Annotated in this window: 11 protein-coding genes; 2 read left to right on the forward strand and 9 right to left on the reverse strand. The window is 57.5% G+C overall.

Going from position 1 to position 18997, the window contains the following annotated elements; all coding sequences use genetic code 11:
• Window positions 1-48: 48 nt before the first annotated feature.
• The 8 genes from ACTIDN_RS04630 to ACTIDN_RS04665 form a co-directional block, all read right to left on the reverse strand.
• Complete coding sequence (locus ACTIDN_RS04630; RefSeq protein WP_415507485.1) at window positions 49-810, reverse strand: hypothetical protein; 762 nt, start codon at window positions 808-810, stop codon at window positions 49-51.
• Entirely contained in the window at window positions 794-5347 is a 4554-nt protein-coding gene (locus ACTIDN_RS04635; protein ID WP_441376150.1) for an AAA family ATPase, read from the reverse strand. The genes ACTIDN_RS04630 and ACTIDN_RS04635 overlap by 17 nt, the downstream gene beginning before the upstream one ends.
• Window positions 5348-5385: 38 nt before the next feature.
• Window positions 5386-6021 (reverse strand): thioredoxin domain-containing protein, encoded by a 636-nt coding sequence (locus ACTIDN_RS04640; RefSeq protein ID WP_415507483.1) that lies wholly within the window; start codon window positions 6019-6021, stop codon window positions 5386-5388.
• Window positions 6022-6105: 84 nt separating this feature from the next.
• Entirely contained in the window at window positions 6106-7041 is a 936-nt protein-coding gene (locus ACTIDN_RS04645) for a hemolysin family protein (protein WP_415507482.1), read from the reverse strand.
• Window positions 7038-7577, reverse strand: coding sequence for an rRNA maturation RNase YbeY (gene ybeY / locus ACTIDN_RS04650; protein ID WP_441376151.1), 540 nt, complete (start codon window positions 7575-7577; stop codon window positions 7038-7040). Before ybeY ends, ACTIDN_RS04645 begins: the two co-directional genes overlap by 4 nt.
• Window positions 7561-8625 (reverse strand): PhoH family protein, encoded by a 1065-nt coding sequence (locus ACTIDN_RS04655; RefSeq protein ID WP_048839430.1) that lies wholly within the window; start codon window positions 8623-8625, stop codon window positions 7561-7563. Before ACTIDN_RS04655 ends, ybeY begins: the two co-directional genes overlap by 17 nt.
• Window positions 8626-8669: 44 nt before the next feature.
• Complete coding sequence (gene miaB, locus ACTIDN_RS04660) at window positions 8670-10088, reverse strand: tRNA (N6-isopentenyl adenosine(37)-C2)-methylthiotransferase MiaB (protein ID WP_441376152.1); 1419 nt, start codon at window positions 10086-10088, stop codon at window positions 8670-8672.
• Window positions 10089-10239: 151 nt separating this feature from the next.
• The gene (locus ACTIDN_RS04665) at window positions 10240-11313 is read right to left on the reverse strand and encodes a lysophospholipid acyltransferase family protein (RefSeq protein WP_441376153.1); all 1074 of its coding nucleotides are present in this window, start codon (window positions 11311-11313) and stop codon (window positions 10240-10242) included.
• Window positions 11314-11587: 274 nt separating this feature from the next.
• Between ACTIDN_RS04665 and ACTIDN_RS04670 the strand changes: the two genes are divergently transcribed.
• Window positions 11588-13537 carry an autotransporter assembly complex protein TamA gene (locus ACTIDN_RS04670; protein WP_441376154.1) on the forward strand — a complete coding sequence of 650 codons (1950 nt, stop codon included), beginning with the start codon at window positions 11588-11590 and terminating at the stop codon, window positions 13535-13537.
• Entirely contained in the window at window positions 13537-17853 is a 4317-nt protein-coding gene (locus ACTIDN_RS04675; RefSeq protein ID WP_441376155.1) for a translocation/assembly module TamB domain-containing protein, read from the forward strand. Before ACTIDN_RS04670 ends, ACTIDN_RS04675 begins: the two co-directional genes overlap by 1 nt.
• Before the next feature lie 339 nt (window positions 17854-18192).
• Here ACTIDN_RS04675 and ACTIDN_RS04680 read toward each other — a convergent pair whose 3' ends face one another.
• Complete coding sequence (locus ACTIDN_RS04680; RefSeq protein WP_441376156.1) at window positions 18193-18987, reverse strand: exodeoxyribonuclease III; 795 nt, start codon at window positions 18985-18987, stop codon at window positions 18193-18195.
• Window positions 18988-18997 lie beyond the last annotated feature (10 nt).

The raw sequence follows: 18997 nt of genomic DNA on the forward strand, positions 1-18997 counted from the left end.
TTTTTGTATGGCCTCTGCAAAAAGCAGGCACCGGATAGGGAGATGCGGTTAGCTATCGCTGGCCAGTGCCTTAGTGAGCTGCATTGGTTGTTCTGTCACAACGATGTCGACCGGGCGTTCTGCAAAAAACTTGCTGGTTGAAAACGCAGCAGAATGCGGGTTTTCGGTAATGATGGCTTCTGCATCCCGGTGCACAAGCGCGAACAGATCCGGCGTTGCATTGGGCGAGAGGTATGCCGCGTAGGGGTGGCGGCCAGCCATACGGTGCGCTGTGTAGGCATCGTGCGTGGAATGGATGGGGATTGCGACCATCATGGAACTATCAGCACGCAAAGCAGCTTCTGTCGCTTCATGGTCTGACGCAACCAGAACAACGCGGTCACGCATCCGGGCGTTGCGTACCAGTTTGGCCACATCCACTGGATTGGTATCGTTCAGGTCAAGCATCAGTAAGGTGTGCCCACGGCGTGAGGACGCCAGAACCTCGCTTAACTGGTTAGAGCCGGGCACAACTACAACACGGCCGTTTTCCTGCGTGGCCAGTTGCAGGCGTAACATGCCCGGGGTGGAGGCCGCATGCAGCAACCCGGTGGAACCGGGCGTCATGCTGAGCCCAGTACCCGGTGAGCAGATGACAAGCCCGTGGTGAATACGGGCCATAAGCCCGTCAGCATGGGATTTGTGGAGTGCCAGACCGGTTCCGGCCAGCACGCACACACCCACGGCAAGGGCAGCTTTTCCCAAACACCTCTTCAGTGGGTTGCACTGGGGTTTGGGGGTATCGGATGTCAGGTCATACTGATGCGACATCTGGTGTTTCCCTGTCCTGTTGGCCTGCCATGGCCGCTGCGCGCGCAAGATCAACCGATAGCACGCGGCTCACACCGCGTTCCTGCATGGTTACGCCGAACAGATGGTCCATGTGGGCCATTGTCAGCTGATGGTGCGTCACAACCAGAAAGCGTGTTCCTGCCTCTGTGACCATGTCGCCAAGAAGAGCACTGAAGCGTCCAACATTGGCATCGTCTAACGGTGCGTCAACTTCGTCGAGCACGCAGACGGGAGCGGGGTTACAGCGAAAGACTGCAAAAATCAATGAAAGAGCGGTTAAAGCCTGTTCACCCCCCGAAAGCAGAGAGAGCGTGGCCAGTTTCTTACCTGGGGGCTGTGCGTAAATTTCCAAGCCCGCTTCAAGCGGATCATCACTGCCGACCAGCCCGAGGTGAGCACGGCCCCCGCCGAACATACGGGAAAAAAGTGATTGAAAATGGTGGTCTACCTGCGTGAAGACCGCCATTAACCGCTCTCTGCCCTCTTTGTTAAGAGAACCAATGGAGCCACGCAGCCGCGCAATGGCGGCTTCAAGGTCTGCAATTTCAGCAGCCAAGGTATTCGCTTGGGTTGAGGCTTCTTCCGCCTCTATTTCAGCCCGAAGATTGACTGGCCCGAGGTCTTCACGTTCTCGCGTCAGGCGAGAAATTTTACGGCGCAGGGAACTTTCTGCGGAGTCTGTTATCTCGCCCATGGGGCGGCGGGGCGGTTCCGGTGTTTCTGCCAGAAGCTGATCCAGAATGGCCTGAGCCTGCTCACTTTTGCCCTCAGCCTTCAAAACGGCTTCTCGTGCCGCTGCAAGCTCGGCTTCCGTTTTGCGGCGCAGCTCGTTCGCGGCTGTCAGATTGGCTTCAGCCTGCGCTCGGGCCGTGTCTGCCTCTGCAAAGGCGGATTCTGCATCGTGTAGGGCTTTAAGGGTGGTTTGTTTCTGACGTTCCGCTTCTGCGGGGAGTTCAGAGACACTCAGATGCTCGGTGCGGGCTGCATCCAGCCGTGTCGTTGCCTGTTCAAGCTCTGCACGGGCGGCTGCTGCGCGGGCTGTCCAGTCCGTGACGGAGGTTGCAAGTGTTGTCTGCTGGTGTGCCAGAGTGGTTTTCTCTGCCAGTAACGCGGCACGCAGTTCCCGTAAGGTCTCAAGAGTGGAGAGAATCTGCGTACGTTTGTCCTGCTGTGCTGCGATATCAGCATCTGCGGTGGCAGGGATGGAAGCTGCGGTCTCAGCAAGTGTTTTGGCAGCTTGTTCCTGATGCGCGGCTAGCTCTTGGGTTTCCGTAGTCAGTTCAGCTAACCGTGGAGCAAGGGCATCCAGCCGTGACTGGAGCTCCAATGTTTGCTGTTGAAGAGCTTGGTGGGCCGCGCGCGCCTCTTCAGCCGCTTTGTCCGCTACTGACAGCGCCTGCTCGGCACTCTGGTAAGCCGTGCTGCTGTCTGCCTGATGTGTTTGAGCCGCAAGCAGGGCTTCTTCAAACTGGCGGTTGCTTTGACCAGCTGTAACGCGTGCTTCAAGCTCCTGCAAAGTGGCGTCTTCGGTGGCAACATTTTGCCGCAGGCGGTCACGTTCCGGCAGCAGGGTTTCGAGGCGTGCCGTTGCTGTAGCCTGCTGGTTTTCGGCTTTGGACAGAGCGCTGTTGGCGGTTTGCAGCGTGTGCTCAGCCGTTTTCAGGGCTGAACGCGCTTTCTGCTCTGCCTCCTGTGCCGTGGTGTCCTGCTGGCGTGCGTTCTGCAAAGCTGTGCGAAGCGCATCAGGTGATGGCAAGCCAGCCTGTGCCTGCGTAGCGGCTGCCAACGCGGCGTCAGCATCTGCACAGGCACCCACGGCGCGTTCATGCTGTGGCCGGAGGGCATCCAACCGGGCGCGGGAGGCAGCGTGGCGGCGCTGTGTTTCGGCCTCCTGCGTACGCGCATGTTGAAGGCTCTGCTCCAGCTTGGCGCGTTCTGCCCGGTGCTGTGCTGCAATGCCATCCTGTTGCTGCACGGCCTGACTGGCGCTTATAGCGGCCTGCTCCACAGCCGGTGCTTTTTGCGCAAGGTCAGCCAGACGCTGCTCGGTTTCTTTCAGAATCCGGCGTTGGCCGAGGCGTCGGGTGGCGGCATCGGGCTCACCCGCGCGGGTGTAAAATCCATCCCAACGCCATAGGTCACCCTGACGGGACACAAGGCTCTGGCCGGGATGCAAGCCTGCTTGCAGGGCTGAACCATCCTGACCATCTGGAAGGAGGCCGACAAACCCCAGAAGGTGGGTCAGTACGGCGGGCGCGGTAATAAAGGCAGAAAGAGGTTTGGCCTGTGCGGGCAGGGCCGGAGGGGGAGTTTGTCCCTTTAAGGTGTGCCAGCCGCGTGGCGCATTCTCCGCAACAGGGGCATCCAGTCCTTCGGAAAGGGCAGCGGCCAAGGCGGCTTCATAGCCTTCGGGCACATCCATCTGGGCGGAAACAGGTTCAGCACTTGCTTCAGCCTCGTCACCCAGAGCGTGCGCCAGCCCTTCAGCCTGCGCCTTAAGGCGTGTGATTTCCGTACGGAGCGTATCACGTTCGGTTACGGCATCCTGTTGGGTGGCTTTAAGAGTGGCAAGCTGAGCATCAGCCGCTTCCAGCGTTGTGGTAAGCGTCTTGAGCTCGTTTTCCAATGCAGCCCGTTTGTTTTGCGCTGCTTCCAATACAGAATCGGGGATGGCGTCCTTGGTGGCTTGCTCAAGGCCACGGCTGAGAGTCTGTTCCTCTTGTCTGGCCCGCTGAAGTGCAGTTTCTGCCGCGCGTTTAGCTTCTGCAATGGTTTTGCGCTGGGCCTCATCCGTTTGGAAAAGACGGGTGGCCTCGGTCAGTGCGTCAGATGTGTCGCGGCGCTGCGCCGCTGCTGTGTCCAGAGATTGCTGGGCTGACTGATAGGCAGTGGTAGCCTCGGCCGCAGTCGCGCGCAGGCTAGCAAGCGTTTCTGCCGACAGCAGGGACGCTACGGTTTCCGTATGTCGTTTTTCAAGTTCAGTCAGATCACGCCGCAGGGTGGCAAGGCGATTGCGGGCCTGCTCTAGCGCCTTTGTCGCTTCAGACTGTGTTTTACGTGCGTTTTCGGCATCATTCTGTGCAATGGAGAGCGCTACACGCGCTTGAGACCGCGTCCGTTCAGCCTCTTCCAAGGCTGTGCGGGCAGCGTTTTGAGCGTCGGATGTGCTTTCCAGAGCCGTTTGGGCCTGCTGTTTATCCGCTTCGGACGGCAAGCGGTTTTGCAGGCTGTGTAGTTCGGCTTGAAGGCTGGAAAGAGCTTCGGCGCTGCGTGTGTGGCGTGTCTGCGCTGCCACAAGGGCATCCTGCGCCCGGTTGTGTGTGTCCCGTGCCGTGTTGAGCGTTGAGGTCAGGGTAGCAAGTGTTTGTTCAGCTTCTGCCAGATCCGCTGTTAGAGCTGTGTAGCGCTCATCAGCTTCCGCCGTTCGTGTGGGGAGGGATGCAATAGCGGCGTCTGTAGCCTGTTGCTCAGCCTGCAACCGCTCAAGAGTGGCGGCGGCGTCATCCACGCGGGTTTGCGCCGCTGTAAAATCGGAATGGTGCTGGTTCAACCGTTCAGATGCGGCCTGTGCCTGAGCGGCGGCGCGTTGTTCTTCCCGTGCGACACCTTCTGCGGTGACACGGTAGCGCTCCAGTATGGTGCGGGCGGTATCTGCTTTTTCCCGAATTGCGGGCAGAGCCTGTGTGGCTTCATACTCTGCAATGACGGCGGTTTCTGCTGCATCTGCCTGCTCGGTCAGGGCTTTGCGAGCGCGGGATGCAGTCTCAATAGCACGTTCTACGGCTTGCCGCGCACGAGCATGCAGCACGGCCAAAAGTTCGGTCTCGGCTTCACGCAGGCCTGCCGACAACTCCCGGTAGCGGCTGGCCTCACGGGATTGTTCGGCCAGACCGTCCAGCCGGGTCGAGAGCTGCTGGCGTAGGTCTTCCGCGCGGGTCAGGTTGCTTTCAGTGGCGCGCAGTTTGAGTTCGGCTTCGTGCCTGCGGGCATGAAGGCCGGTAATGCCTGCGGCCTCTTCCAGAATAACGCGGCGTTCTTCAGGCCTTGCCCCAACCAGCATGGCCACACGGCCCTGGCTGACCATGGCGGACGATCGTGCGCCCGAAGCAAGGTCTGCAAACAGGGTTTGTACGTCACGTGCACGGCAGACTTTACCGTTAATACGGTACTCGCTTCCGGCACCGCGCTCCGCACGGCGGGTAATTTGCAGTTCATCCTGATCAGCAAAGGCTGCCGGACCCAGACCCTGTGTGCCTTCCAACGTGACCGTGACTTCGGCCAAAGCACGGGCCGCACGGCTGGTTGTACCTGCAAAAATCAGGTCATCCAGCTCTCCACCACGCAGGGAGCGTGCGGAGGATTCGCCCATGACCCAGCGCAGGGCTTCTACGACATTGGATTTACCGCAACCATTCGGCCCCACAATACCTGTGAGGCCGGGGAGGATTTCCACGGTGACGGGGTCTGCAAAGCTCTTGAAGCCTGCAATCCGAATACGGACGAAACGAACGGTCATAAAACGCTGTGACGTAAGCGGCTCATGCGTATGGGGGGTTAGCTGGCTTCAGACAGATGTTTTACGAATTCATCGTAAGACATGTCGTTTGAGACCTGCACCTTGTCGTTGAAGCGGAAGGTGGGGGTTGAGTCGAAATGATATTTGTTCTGGGCGTCTGTCTGCTGGTTCAGGATGAACTGCATAAGCTGCTGGTCAGCAATCGTTTTATCAAAGGTATCACCGGGCATACCAGCAAAGGCGGCCATTTTCTTCAGGGCTTCAACCGGGCTGGACTCCCGCACATAAGCCCAGCGGTCAAGGCTTGAGAGCAGGGAAAGTGCGAAGGCTTCATAGCGGTCAACTGGCAGGGTCCGTGCAACCATGGAGGCCAGAATAGCGAGCTGATCGGTTGGGAAGTCGTGGAAGACGTAGCGGATTTTGCCGGTATCAATCAGGTTTTTCTTGACCTGTGGGAACGTGTTTTCAGCAAAATGGGCGCAGTGAATGCAGGTGAGGGAGAACCATTCTTCCACCACCAGTTTGGCGTTTGGGTTGCCCAACACGCGGGGGGCAAAGCGGCTGTCTGTTGCAGGAGTGGTGCCAGCGCTCTGGGCCTGTGCAAAGCTGCCCGTTGCCCCAAGAAGAAGGCCCGTGCCAGCTGTGGCGAGAAGTGAGCGGCGGGAAAAAGCCATGGAAGTCCTGCTCCGTGAAAAGAAAGCTTTAATGGTTCTGGTGTATAGGCATGACGGCAGTTTTAGGCTGCCGTCAACCTGTAGTTAGGTTTGCTCTGTATTTTGCCCAGTGTTGGCGGGCGCTTCCGGCGCGTTTGGCAGCTTGCGCAGCCGTACCCGGCGGATATGCCGTGCATCGGCATCCAGCACCCTGAACACATACCCGTTTTCGTGGTTGAGAACTTCACCACGGGTTGGAACATGCCCCGCCATCCGGAAGACAAGGCCGCCGATGGTCTCAATTTCCGCCTCTTTTTCTGATGAGGTCAGAATCGGGCCAACGCGGTGTTCAAATTCTTCAACCGGGCACCGGGCATCCACGTCAAAAGAACCATCTGGCCGTTCCATAATCATGGTGACAGCCGGTTCGTCATGTTCGTCTGAAATGTCCCCGACAATGGTCTCGATCAAGTCTTCAATCGTGACCAGACCATCAATGCCACCGTATTCATCAATCACGAGCGCCATATGTGTCTGGCGCTGGCGCATTTGCAGCATAAGGTCCAGCACCGGAATTTGCGGCGCAACCATCAGCGGTTGACGCAGCAGAGCTTCCAGATTGAAGGCCTCACTGGTGCCAACATAGGCAATAAGGTCCTTTACGTGGATCATCCCGACAATATCATCGAGCTGCTCACGATAGACGGGCATACGGGAATGGTTTTCCCGCCGCATCATGGCCAGAGCGTCATCCAAACTGATGGAGACGGACATAGCCACGATATCTGGCCGCGGGACCATGACATCATCCGCAGAGATGTTGCGCAGCCGCAGAATATTGGCAATGAGCGCACGCTCCTGCCGGTCTAGTTCTGGCTTTTCACCATCCGCCGTGTCTTCTTCCGATTCATCAGCAGCCTGCTGCACGAGCGCTGCAATGGAACTGCGGAGGCCGGGCGCGTTCTTCTTGCGGCCGAAGAAAGAGAACAGGCTGTTGCGCTGAGGTTGCTGTGCATCCTGCTGTGGGTCAAAGTCACTCATGAGCGGGGTTTCCACGGATTAGGAACGCCTAGCCGGGACAAAAGGCGGGATTCCAGCATTTCCATTTCTCGGGCTTCCCCCGCGTGGTGGTGATCGTACCCTGCAAGATGCAGGCTACCGTGAATAACAAGATGCATCAGGTGGTTACGCACCGGGCGCCCTGCCTTGTGTGCTTCACGGAGCACCGTCTCAAAAGCAAGAATGATATCCCCTCCCGGGAAACCGGGCGGAGGTTCAAAGGTCAGCACATTGGTTGGTTTGTGCTTGCCGCGATGAGCGCCATTCAGGCGTTTGACCACACGGTCACAGGACAGAACAACACTGCCCGGTTGTAGGCCTACGCCCGCGCAGGCGGCCAATGCACGCCGCACTGCGGTTTCTACCCCTGTGACATAAGAGCGCCAGCGCCGGTCTTCTACAAGAATCTCGGGCGCGGTCTCAAAAGCGGATTGGGGAAAATTACCCGGAAAACCGGGGCTTTCCCAATGAGCCACGTCCAGATCCTGAGCGTGGCTGCTACTACTTGGCGGTTCCATTGTTCTCCTGACGGCGCCTTGTATGGGACACTTCCCTGTTTGCCGTCGCCTTTGCATCATACGCCTCAACAATGCGCGCGACCAGCCTGTGGCGCACAACATCTGCGGCTTCAAAACGGGTTATGGTCACGCCGCGTACATCGGCCAGCGTATCAATAGCATCGCGCAGGCCGGATGTTATGCCCGGTGGCAGGTCAACCTGTGTGAGGTCTCCGGTAACAACCATGCGGGAGCCGGGGCCAAGCCGGGTTAGGAACATCTTCATCTGCGCGATGGTGGTGTTCTGTGCCTCATCCAAAATAACAAAGGCGTGGGAGAGGGTACGCCCACGCATGAAGGCGAGGGGCGCTACCTCAATATCTCCAGCGGCCATGCGCCGCATCACCTGATCGCCGGGCAGCATGTCGTGCAGGGCATCGTAGAGAGGGCGGAGATAAGGGTCGATCTTGTCTTTCATATCACCGGGCAGAAAGCCCAGCCGCTCGCCCGCTTCCACAGCAGGGCGGGAGAGGATGATACGATCAACAGAACCAGCCTGAAGCATGGCCACGGCCTGCGCCACCGCCAGATAGGTTTTGCCGGTACCGGCTGGGCCAATACCAAAAACCAGTTCCTTGCTGGCAAGGGCCTTCATGTAGCCAGCCTGACCGGCTGAGCGGGGCTCAATGGCGCCATGACGCATTTTTAGGGTGGGCATGGCCCCCTCGGGCAGGAAGGCGGGAACGGCTGCATCTGTAGACGGAGAAGAGCGCATGTCAGGTTGCCTTATGCTTGCGTGAAGCGTGGTCATGCGGATGGTGGCTTCAAGAGCGCTCACATCCATGGTGCCGCCTGCGGCCAATTTTTTGTACAGTGAGGTCAATGTGGTACGGGCTATAGCGGTCTGGGGTGCTGGCCCGGTAATGGCAATGCGGTTGCCGCGGCGGGCAACCGTTACATTCAGCCCTTCTTCCAAATGCCTCAGGTGGCGGTCATGGTCCCCCACCAGTTTGGCAAGCAGGGCGTTATCTTCAAAAAGTAACGTGACCGGAGCCACCTGCTCGGACATGGCCGGAGCAGCGTGGCGGGCGGAAGAAGGCTGGCGTGTGGTGGTCAAGCGTATTCGGTCTCCTCTACCAGCTCACCAGACAAAGAGTTGGTGAGACGCTCGGTAACTTTGACGGAAAATGTCTGCCCAATAAGAGAATGTGGCCCCTGAACATGAATAGGCTGGAGCCATGGTGAACGGCCGACAATCTGCCCCGGTTTGCGGCCTTCTCCAGTAAAGAGCACAGGAATGGTTTTGCCAACAAGTGTTGCGTTAAATTCATCCTGCTGCTGGCGTAAAAGTGCTTGCAGGGCTTGCAGCCGGGCGTCTTTTACATCTTCAGGTACCTGAAGCGGAGCACCTGCTGCCGGGGTGCCGGGCCGCTGGGAATATTTGAAGGAATATGCCAGCGCGAATTTGACATCACGCACCAGTTGCATGGTGGCTTCAAAATCCTCATCCGTTTCGCCGGGGTGACCGACAATGAAGTCTGACGACAAAGCGAGGTCCGGGCGGACGGCGCGGAGTTTAAGCACAATGTCACGGTATTGGTCTGCCGTGTGCCCACGGTTCATGGCAGCAAGGATACGGTCAGAGCCGGACTGGACGGGCAGATGCAGGAACGGCATGAGCTCTGGCAGGTCACGGTGCGCGTTAATGAGTGCGTCATCCATATCCCGTGGGTGGGATGTGCTGTACCGGATACGGGACAGGCCCGGAATTTTGGCCAATTCGTATGCCAGTTGCGCGAGCCCCCAGACAGTACCGTCTGGCGCTTCACCGTGATAGGCGTTGACGTTCTGGCCAAGCAGGGTGATGTCCTGCACGCCGCTTTCTGCCATGCGGCGGGCTTCCGCCAAAACAGAGGTCACTGGACGGCTGCTTTCAGCGCCGCGGGTATAAGGCACGACACAGAAGGAGCAAAATTTGTCGCACCCTTCCTGAATGGTCAGGAAGGAGGTGTAGTTGCCCTTGGTCTGCGGGGCGGCTGCTTCGGGCAGGAAGTCAAATTTCTGCTCTGCTGGAAAGTCTGTATCAATCACGGCACCACCAGCACGTGCAGCGCGGGCCACCATTTCTGGCAGGCGGTGGTAGGTTTGTGGGCCAAGCACGATATCAACATACGGGGCACGGGTCAGGATTTCCTGCCCTTCTGCCTGAGCAACACAGCCAGCAACAGCAATAATGGTCTGCTGGCCTTCTGCTTTGCGGGCTTCCTTAATAAGGCGCAGACGGCCGAGTTCAGAAAACACCTTTTCAGCGGCTTTATCGCGGATGTGACAGGTGTTGAGAATGATCATGTCCGCAGCATCGGGCAGCTCAACAGGCTGGTAGCCAAGCGGGCGCAGCACATCGCTCATGCGGGCGCTGTCATAAACATTCATCTGGCAGCCCCATGTAATGACATGTAGGCCACGGCGGGCGGAAGAAGGTGCGGTGGTTTCAGTCATGACAGCAGACGCTCCGGCAGACCGCAGGCCCATTCCGTGCGGCAGGAGCAGGGAATCAGGCGGACAGCGCCTGAGGTCAAGCTTCTTTTCTTATACGCCGCAAGATTATGTCCTGACCGTGGGGTCTGGGAAACGCTCTGGCAGGCCTCAGACCCAAGGGGCATGATTGAAGAGAAAGCTGATATTACAGCCTCTTTCTGCACGCGGTGAGTGTTGCGCCTACTGTGTCCAGCAGCTTTGCGATGCCGCGTACTTTAGTATGGGGAAGTTCCGCCGGGTCATACCTGCCGGGGGCTGGTGCTGCGTCCCGGTTCTGGCGGAGTTCCGCAGCACCCTGAGCAACAGCGTTCCAAGCGGCTTGTGCCAGAGCCTTGCGGCTAGGAAACAGGTCCGGGTCGAGCGGTTCGTGCAGGATGACGGAGGCGCGGAGTTCTTTCCACTGCACGATTTGCCAAAGATGCGGGCCAAGGTCCATGTCGCCATACCATGCAAAGACAGAGCGGCGCAGGCGATGGACTGGCAAACCTTCCAGCCGGTCAAATACAACAGAAATGGGCTGGATAAGCGGCGTCATGCCGGGTTCGTAGGAGATTGGGAGGAGTGAGAGGTCCATCCCCTCCTTGAGTTTGGGGAGTTTGGCGATGGCAAAAAAGGCAGACATGAAAGGCAGCACCCGTGAGCCATCCGAGGATGTGCCTTCAGGGAACAGGACAAGGTTATCGCCTTCCACCATGCGGCGAATCATTTCATCACGCTCACGCCCAGTCGTGCTGCGCTGGCGGCTTACAAAAATCGTACGCCCAATTTTCGAGATCAGGCCCATGACGGGCCATTTTTCGATATCGCCTTTGGCAACAAAGACTGACGGCAGAATAGTGCCGAGTATGAGCACATCCACCCATGAGGAGTGGTTGGAAATATAAATAACCGGGCGTTCGCCGCGTTTACGGGCCTTGAGACCGCCAACCGTGCCGGCGCGCTCTCCCACAACCCGAATACGCAGGCCCAACAGTTTACAGAGAATACCCCAGATCACGCGCGTCCAGCGGATTTTTGCAGTGCCGGGAACGGCCAGCAGGCACGCCTCAAACCCGACAGAAAGGGGAACCCAGAAAACAACCCCACCCAACCGCAAGGCCCCACGGGCTTGGGCGGATAAGGTGCATAGTTTTTCTACCCAGCGAGGGAGGGGAGAAAGCTTCTCTGGTCCTATCGGCTCTATGGGCAAGCGTGGCGTAGCAACGCGACGGCGGGTCATGTGTTGGCCCCTGCCAGAATGTGGCAGGGCGTCATGAGGTTATGGAAGAAGAAAGCCATGTGCTTTCATAACGCGAAGTTGTGCGGCTGGACAATCTTGCTTGGTGTTGTGTCTATAACGAAACACAGGAGCGAAAAAGGCCGTTTTATGTGGCAATACAGGCTGTAACACCGTAATTTTGTCATGGTGTGTGTGCAAAAAATGTTCAGACAGTCGGGTTTGTGGTTTCGTAAAAGGACAAAAAAACAGTGACGGTGTGGGTGGGAAAACAAGGGTGCGCATAAAGGGGTGGAATGTTCTGCACGGTTTTGCCCTGACAGCGAATCGCGTCATCGCGGGGTTTTCGTTGTGCAGTGTGGCAAGTGCAGGATGTGCATGGGCAGCAGATCCACAGCCCTATGTGACTCAGCTTAAACCTACCGGACAGGGTGATCTGGATGCCGCCATAAAGGCTTCTTCAGATTTGCTGAATCTTCAGGCAACCCATGCCGTTGGGCCCTTTGCGTTATCTGGGCGTATCCGCAACGATTACGACCGGCTGCGCACAGCCTTGGAAAGCTGTGGCTATTACGAAGGCACAGTAACCATTACCTTGCACCGGATAGGGGCGGGGAAGGACGTGGTTAAAATTGATGGCCAGTCAGCCGATGTTGCTGGTTGGATAGACTCGGTCCCTGCAAAAGAAAAAATTGCTGTGGATGTGAGCGTTGAAAAAGGGCCGCTTTATCACGTTGGGGTCGTGACGCTGCGTGACCCGAAAACTGGTGCACCCGTTGACCTGACAGCACAGCAGAGCACAGCATTTGGCCTGAAGCCGGGTATGCCCGCCATTGCGGAGACAGTACTGGGTGCAGGTGGCCATTTGCTGGATGCCTTGCGGGAAGACGGCCATGCTCTGGCCACAGTAGAGACGCCTAAAGCCTATTTGCGCCCCCAGACGCGCACTTTGGATATTGCCTACAAGGCTGCACCCGGCCCCGTGCTCAACATCGGCCAGATTTCAGTGGCTGGCTTGGAAAAGGTGAACGAATCCTTTGTGCGGCGGCGCATGACCATCAAGGAGGGGCAGTTGTATCAACCGTCCCAGATTGATGCGGCCCGGCAGGATCTGACCGGGGTTGGCGTATTTTCAAACGTCGCGGTCAAGGATGGCTCTACACACGCCGTAAACGGTACCATGCCGTTAGATTTTACATTCAAGGAGGCCAAGCGCCACGCCATAGGGGCTGAGGCAGGCTATTCAACTGACCTTGGCGTTCGGGGCGGCGTGAACTGGACGCACTTCAACCTGTTCGGGAATGCAGAAAGACTCAAGCTGGCCGCATTGGTGACGGGTTTGGGCGGGTCTGCCCAGCAGGGGTTGGGCTACGACGTCTATGCTGATTTTTTCAAACCTGATTTTTACAGCCGCAAGCAGAACCTGAGTGTGCGGCTTGAGGGGCTGCGCCAGTTGTTCTGGTCTTACCAACAGACGGCGCTGTTAGCCCGCGCGGGCCTGACACGCCAGATTGGCCGATACTGGAATGTAAATTATGGCTTGTTGGCCGAGCAGGAAAATATCAAGCAGTTTGGTGTCTCACGCGACTACACCATTCTTGCCGCACCTCTTGGGGCTACGTTTGACAATACAGGCGTTGGCAACCCGATCGAACCTGCAACTCATGGCATGCGGGCCAGCATAAATGCAGCACCTTCGGTTTCCTTGGGGAACAAAGGGAGTGGGGTTTCCTTCTTCACTATTCTGAATGCTACAGCCTCGGCTTATCTCGACCTTACACATATTGGCATTAGCAAGCCGGGACGGAGTATTCTGGCGTTTCGGGGTACAATAGGCAGCATTCAGGGTGCTGGCACCTATGATATTCCGCCAGACCAGAGGCTTTACGCGGGTGGGAGTGCCACCGTGCGCGGGTTCCGCTGGCAGGGTGTAGGACCGCAATACAACAAGACCCGTTATGCTATTGGCGGGACCTCGTTGGATGCAGGTACGGTGGAATACCGCCAGCGTATTCTTAAAAGCTTTGGCATGGCCGGGTTTATTGATGCCGGGCAGGTGGGAAGTAGTAGTTCTCCTTTCACAGGCACGTTGCGTGTGGGTGTAGGCGGAGGTGTGCGTTACTACACGCCTATCGGCCCTATCCGGCTGGATGTGGGCGTACCCCTTAACCGGCCGGACCGTGGCGATAAGTGGGATTTATATATCGGGCTTGGGGAAACATTCTGATGGCGGCGCATGATGAGGCAAACGGAGCACCCCGGCGGTCTGCTCTGCGTCGTACACTTCGGATAGCTGGCCTGACGGTTGGCGTGCTGGCCGGTGTGGCCGGAATTGCCGTGGGTGTTATTCTGGTAGGGGCCAATACAGGTGCCGGACGCCGTTTGCTCATGCAGCAGACAACGGCCCTGACAGGCGGTACCGTAAGCATTACCGGTCTTTCCGGCCGTTTTCCTGACAATCTGCATGTCGGTGAAATAGCGCTTAAAGACAAGCAGGGCGTATGGCTCAGCCTTAAAAATCTGACTCTCGACTGGTCCCCGCTGGCTTTGGTGGGGCGTACAGCCAAAGTCTATGCTGTAACAGCGGATGAGCTTGATATCCCACGGCTCCCGGTTGCGGATGACACTCAGGCCACGACTGCACCGTCTACCGCTCCTTCCAAATTGGGAATGGGCATTGATATCCGTAAGTTGGAAGTGGGCCGGATTCAGGTTGGCCCTGCGCTGGCCGGTGAGGCCGCAAGCTTTGCCCTGTCAGGCCATGCAAGCCTGTCTTCCATTGATGATGTCTTGAACGGGGTTTCCCTACCTCATCTGCCAAAATCCAACATAGGTCTGAGCGTAAAGCGGCTGGATAAGGAAGGGCTGATTGACCTGACCACCAGCACAGGCACAAAAACGCTGGCTCTGCACCTGACAGCCAAAGAGGGCGCTAACGGGTTTGCCGCAAGCAAGCTGCAAATGCCTCAGTTGACCCCTCTTAGCCTGACGCTTGACCTCAAAGGCCCCACCAATGCAGCCGCTCTGGGGTTTGCTGCCAATGCAGGCCCGGTAACAGCCAAAGCCGAGGGTGTACTGGACCTGATAGATCAGCGCCTTGGTAAATTGAAGGCCCAGCTTGATTCGCCGCAACTGGCATTACGGCCCGATATGGGGTGGGGTGCCATTCATCTGGTGGCGCAGCTTAAAGGTAAAATGGCTTCGCCTGATGGTACGGGTACCCTCCAGATTGACCGTCTGGCAGCTAGTGGTGCGGAAGTGGGTAGCCTTAAAGCCTCCTTTGCCGGCCAGAGCGGGCACGTTGGGCAGGACGATCTGTTACACCTGCTGGTGACGGCGGATGGCATACGTATACCGGGCTCTGCGCCGACTTTGCTTGCCAGTGCGCCGCTGACGCTTGACGCAACCTTGAAGCCCCAAGGGCCGGGTAAACCGCTGGTTCTTGATGTCTCACACCCCTTGTTGCATCTGAGCGGCCAGATACAAAGTGCGGCCCCGCAGCGGGGAACGCTTGCGCTTGTTTTGCCGGATCTCAAGCCGTTAGGGCAGGCTGCGAATACTCCGCTGCAAGGGCAGGCGGCTATGAACGCCCGCTTTGATCTGCCAGCAAAAACCGAGGGTGACACACATGTCAGCGCTGATGGTACGCTGGCCATTACGGGGGGGCAGCCGCAGGCCGCCGGGCTGATTGGCCCAAAAGGGACGTTTGCGCTTGAGACGACCCTGCGCCCCTATTTCCCGCACACCGCACCCCCTGTGCAGCCTGCATCACCAGTGGCGGAGCAGTCTGGCCACAAGATTGATAAAGCCAAAAAAAGCACAGAAAATCAGCAGCCCGCGCCGCCGCCAGTTAAGGCAGAAGGGCAACAGATTGAATTGAAGAAATTTGTGCTGGATGGGCAGGCCCTGCATCTGGCAGCACAGGGGCAGGTGAATACGGGCCACGATATGGCATTGTCTTCCACCTTATCTTTGCCAGACTTACGTAAGGCATTGCCTAGCTTGCGGGGTGGCGTGACCGTGGCGCTGGACGCTACTGGCCCCATGCAGGACTTTGCAGCTAACCTGCATGTCAAAGGTGATCCCGGCACAGCAACTATGCCTCAGGGGCCGATAGTGCTGGATGCAGCACTTAGTCATTTACCCTCAACGCCTACCGGTACGCTGGATGCTCACGGCTCGGTTGATAAAGCGCCTCTTTTGCTCAATGCAGCTTTTGCGCAGGATGACAAAGGCGCGCGCCAGATTGATCTGAAAAAACTGTCGTGGAATAGCCTGCAAGGCGCAGGCGCTTTGTCCCTCCGTCAGGGTGAGGTTGTGCCGTTTGGGGACCTAAACCTCAAAATTGGCAGGCTGGCTGATTTTAAAAATATGATAGGGCAGCAGATAGCAGGGGCACTGGCTGCGTCTGTCCACACCACAGAGGTGAATGGTAAACCGCAGGTTGCCCTGAAATTGGATGGCAACGTTACCACGCCACAAGCCAAAATAGGGTCTTTGGCGCTTAATGGCCGTGTGATTGATCCAGCCGCCCATCCGGATGCAGACCTCACACTCAAGCTGGCGGGGCTTTCTGCCGCTGGCGTAACAGGGCAGGCGAAAGTGACCGCCAAGGGGCCAGATAACGCCATGCAGCTTACTGCGCTGGTTGGCCCTGCAACCTGGTCTGGTAGCCCGTTGTCTCTTGATACGGCTGCGTTGCTTAATCTGCCCGCAAAGCAGGTAAAGGTGCAGAAGCTCGCCGCTACCGCCAGGGAAGAAACTCTTAAGCTGCTTGCGCCTGCCCAGGTTTCGTTTGGGGATGTCATGGGCGTTGACCGCCTACGTGCCACAGTGGCGACCAAGGGCGCTGAACCAGCGACACTGGATGTGGCTGGCCGTATCAAACCCACCTTGGCGGTTACGGCAGATATTCAGCATGTAACGCCAGCATTGGCGCGGCCTTTTGCGCCGGACTTCAAGGCGCAGGGTACGCTGAGCCTACAGGCAAAAGTTGCGGGTACGCTGGATAAGCCAACAGGTCAGGCCAAGTTGACGGGCCGGGGTTTGCGTTTGCAAGGGAGTTCGGCTGCTGCGTCTATTCCTCCGCTTGCTCTGGATGCCTTGGCCAATCTGGCCGGGACGTCTGCCACGGTGGATGTAAAAGCCTCCGCTGGACCAAAGCTGAACCTCACTGTGGCGGGCAAAGCTCCGCTTTCCAGCACCGGCCCGCTCGGTTTGCGTGCCAATGGAAGTCTGGATCTGTCCATTGCAAACGGTGTTCTGGGGGCACAGGCGCGGCAGGCTGAGGGGCAGGTACAGCTTGCCCTACAAATTGCGGGCACAGCCGCCGCACCGAGTGTGACTGGTACCGTTGACCTTCATAATGCAGACATTCAGGACTTTGCGCAGGGCTTCCATCTCTCCGCCATTAATGGCCGGATTGTGGGCGAGCGCGATACTGTTGTGTTGCAAACCCTAACAGCCAAAGCGGGCGAAGGCACTATGGGGGTTACAGGCTCTGTGGGCCTTACGGCACCCGGTATGCCGATAGATTTACACCTGACGGCAAACAAGGCCCGCCCTGTTGCCAGTGACCTGATGACAGCAATTATGAATGCTGACATCACGGTTAAAGGGCAGGTTAAAACCCGCATGGATGTTGCCGGGGATGTCACCCTAAAACGGGTTGAGATAAATATTCCCAACTCTCTGCCATCGTCTGTTGCGCGGCTGGACGTGGTGCGGCCCGGAGATAAGGTGCCTGACCCCAAGCAGCAGGCTGAAGCAAATGCGCAGGCAGCGGTTATTGGCTTGAATTTGAAAGTGACATCGCCAGGGGAGTTCTATGTGCGGGGCCACGGGCTGGACGCGGAGATGGCCGGTCGCCTGACTGTGGATGGTACCGCGCAGGCACCGCAGGTCAGCGGCGGTTTTGACCTGAAGCGTGGGAACTTTGACCTTGCCGGTATTTCGTTGAACTTCACCAAGGGCCGGGTGGCATTTAATGGCAGTGGCGTAAACCATAAGCTGGACCCGACACTGGCCTTTGAGGCAGACCGTGTTGTGAACGGCCAGACGGCAATGCTGAAAGTGGGTGGCTATGCCAGCCAGCCTAAGATCAGCTTTGAATCTAACCCGTCATTACCGCAGGACCAAGTGCTGGCCATGCTGCTGTTCGGGACAGATGTGCACTCACTGTCTTCCACACAAATGTTGGAACTGGGTACAGCTCTGGCCACCTTGACCGGCGCAACGTCTTTCGACCCGATGGGGGCCATACGCAAAACACTTGGTCTGGATCGTCTGGCTGTGGGTGGTGGTTCCGGTGTTGGGAATGGCGGTACCACGGTAGAAGCCGGAAAATATGTGATGAAGGGTGTGTATGTAGGCGCAAAGCAGGCTACATCTGGTTCCGGTACGCAGGCACAGGTTCAGGTTGATCTGACCAAACAGTTGAAACTGAACACAACCGTGGGTACCGGCGGCAACGTGACAGGCTTTACAACGCCAGAAAACGATCCCGGTAGCAGTGTCGGGTTACTGTGGCAGCATAGATACTGACCCGATCTGGGCGACGAAGGAAGGGATTGGGGTAAAGCCAGCAGCCCAGCTTGGGCTGCCTTGAAACCCTATTCTTCTATGCGTGAGAGAGGGGCGAGCATGCTTTGTTGGAGTGTGAGCCCTTCACTCTCGCCTGTATCGGTTAGGCAGCCTGGTTCTCAGGCCCCGACACCGCGCGCCGAGTACAGACAATGACCATGATGGATACAAAAAAGAAATAAGCCCCTGAACGAGAGGGGCTTATTTTCTAGTCACAATTTTTATGAACGTTTTTAAACGCCTGAAAAATTATGTGCAGGAGTTTCCTGAAGTAAGGGCTCTAGCGCGTCAGGCTCGTGATTATAAAGAGAAGTCGACAGACACCGGCACATGATCGGATGGGGAGGTCCAGTCTCGTGCATCGCGCAGTACGGTCATGGTGCTGAGGTTTGGCACCAGATCTGGCGTGACCCATACATGGTCCAGCCTGCGGCCACGGTTGGATGTTTTCCAGTCCCGGTTACGGTAAGACCACCATGTATAAAGTTTTTCATGAGCAGGCACGAAATGGCGCATGGCATCTACAAAGCCCACATTCTGCCAGGCAGTCAGTCGTTCAATTTCCGGTGGCGTGTGGCTGACAATTTTAAGAAGTTGCTTATGGCTCCACACATCATGCTCCAGCGGCGCAATGTTGAAGTCTCCTACCAAGATGGTCCGTTCGCGTTTGCGGTCTTTAAACCACTCTGTAACTTCCTCCACAAAAGCCAGTTTATGGGCAAATTTGGGGTTAATGGTTACGTCAGGTTCATCGCCGCCCGCAGGTACATAAAAATCATGCAGTTCGACTGGCGCGCTCGGTGTGTGTACCACCGCGCCTATGTGGCGGCAGTCTTCTTTACCGTGCCAGTCGGGCAGGCGGTCCAGTGGGGTTAGGGGATAGCGCGACAGAATGGCAACGCCGTTGTAGCTTTTCATGCCTTTGTAATGCAGGTGCTCATAGCCGAGCGCACGCAAGGCCTCAGCAGGAAACAGAAGGTCAGGGACCTTGGTTTCCTGTAGGCAGATGACGTCCGGGCGGAGGGTGCTGGCCAGCGTTTCAAGGTGGGGAAGACGCAGGCGGAGGGAATTGATGTTCCACGTTACAAGTCGCATAGCTAGGGCA

Source organism: Acetobacter sp. (genome assembly GCF_052102375.1).
Lineage (GTDB): Bacteria > Pseudomonadota > Alphaproteobacteria > Acetobacterales > Acetobacteraceae > Acetobacter.

Bases quoted from the DNA above. Each gene is read 5' to 3' on its own strand.
- ACTIDN_RS04630 (WP_415507485.1), bottom strand. From the start codon at position 810: ATGTCGCATCAGTATGACCTGACATCCGATACCCCCAAACCCCAGTGC.
- ACTIDN_RS04635 (WP_441376150.1), bottom strand. From the start codon at position 5,347: ATGACCGTTCGTTTCGTCCGTATTCGGATTGCAGGCTTCAAGAGCTTT.
- ACTIDN_RS04640 (WP_415507483.1), bottom strand. From the start codon at position 6,021: ATGGCTTTTTCCCGCCGCTCACTTCTCGCCACAGCTGGCACGGGCCTT.
- ACTIDN_RS04645 (WP_415507482.1), bottom strand. From the start codon at position 7,041: ATGAGTGACTTTGACCCACAGCAGGATGCACAGCAACCTCAGCGCAAC.
- ybeY (WP_441376151.1), bottom strand. From the start codon at position 7,577: ATGGAACCGCCAAGTAGTAGCAGCCACGCTCAGGATCTGGACGTGGCT.
- ACTIDN_RS04655 (WP_048839430.1), bottom strand. From the start codon at position 8,625: ATGTCCGAGCAGGTGGCTCCGGTCACGTTACTTTTTGAAGATAACGCC.
- miaB (WP_441376152.1), bottom strand. From the start codon at position 10,088: ATGGGCCTGCGGTCTGCCGGAGCGTCTGCTGTCATGACTGAAACCACC.
- ACTIDN_RS04665 (WP_441376153.1), bottom strand. From the start codon at position 11,313: ATGACCCGCCGTCGCGTTGCTACGCCACGCTTGCCCATAGAGCCGATA.
- ACTIDN_RS04675 (WP_441376155.1), top strand. From the start codon at position 13,537: ATGGCGGCGCATGATGAGGCAAACGGAGCACCCCGGCGGTCTGCTCTG.
- ACTIDN_RS04680 (WP_441376156.1), bottom strand. From the start codon at position 18,987: ATGCGACTTGTAACGTGGAACATCAATTCCCTCCGCCTGCGTCTTCCC.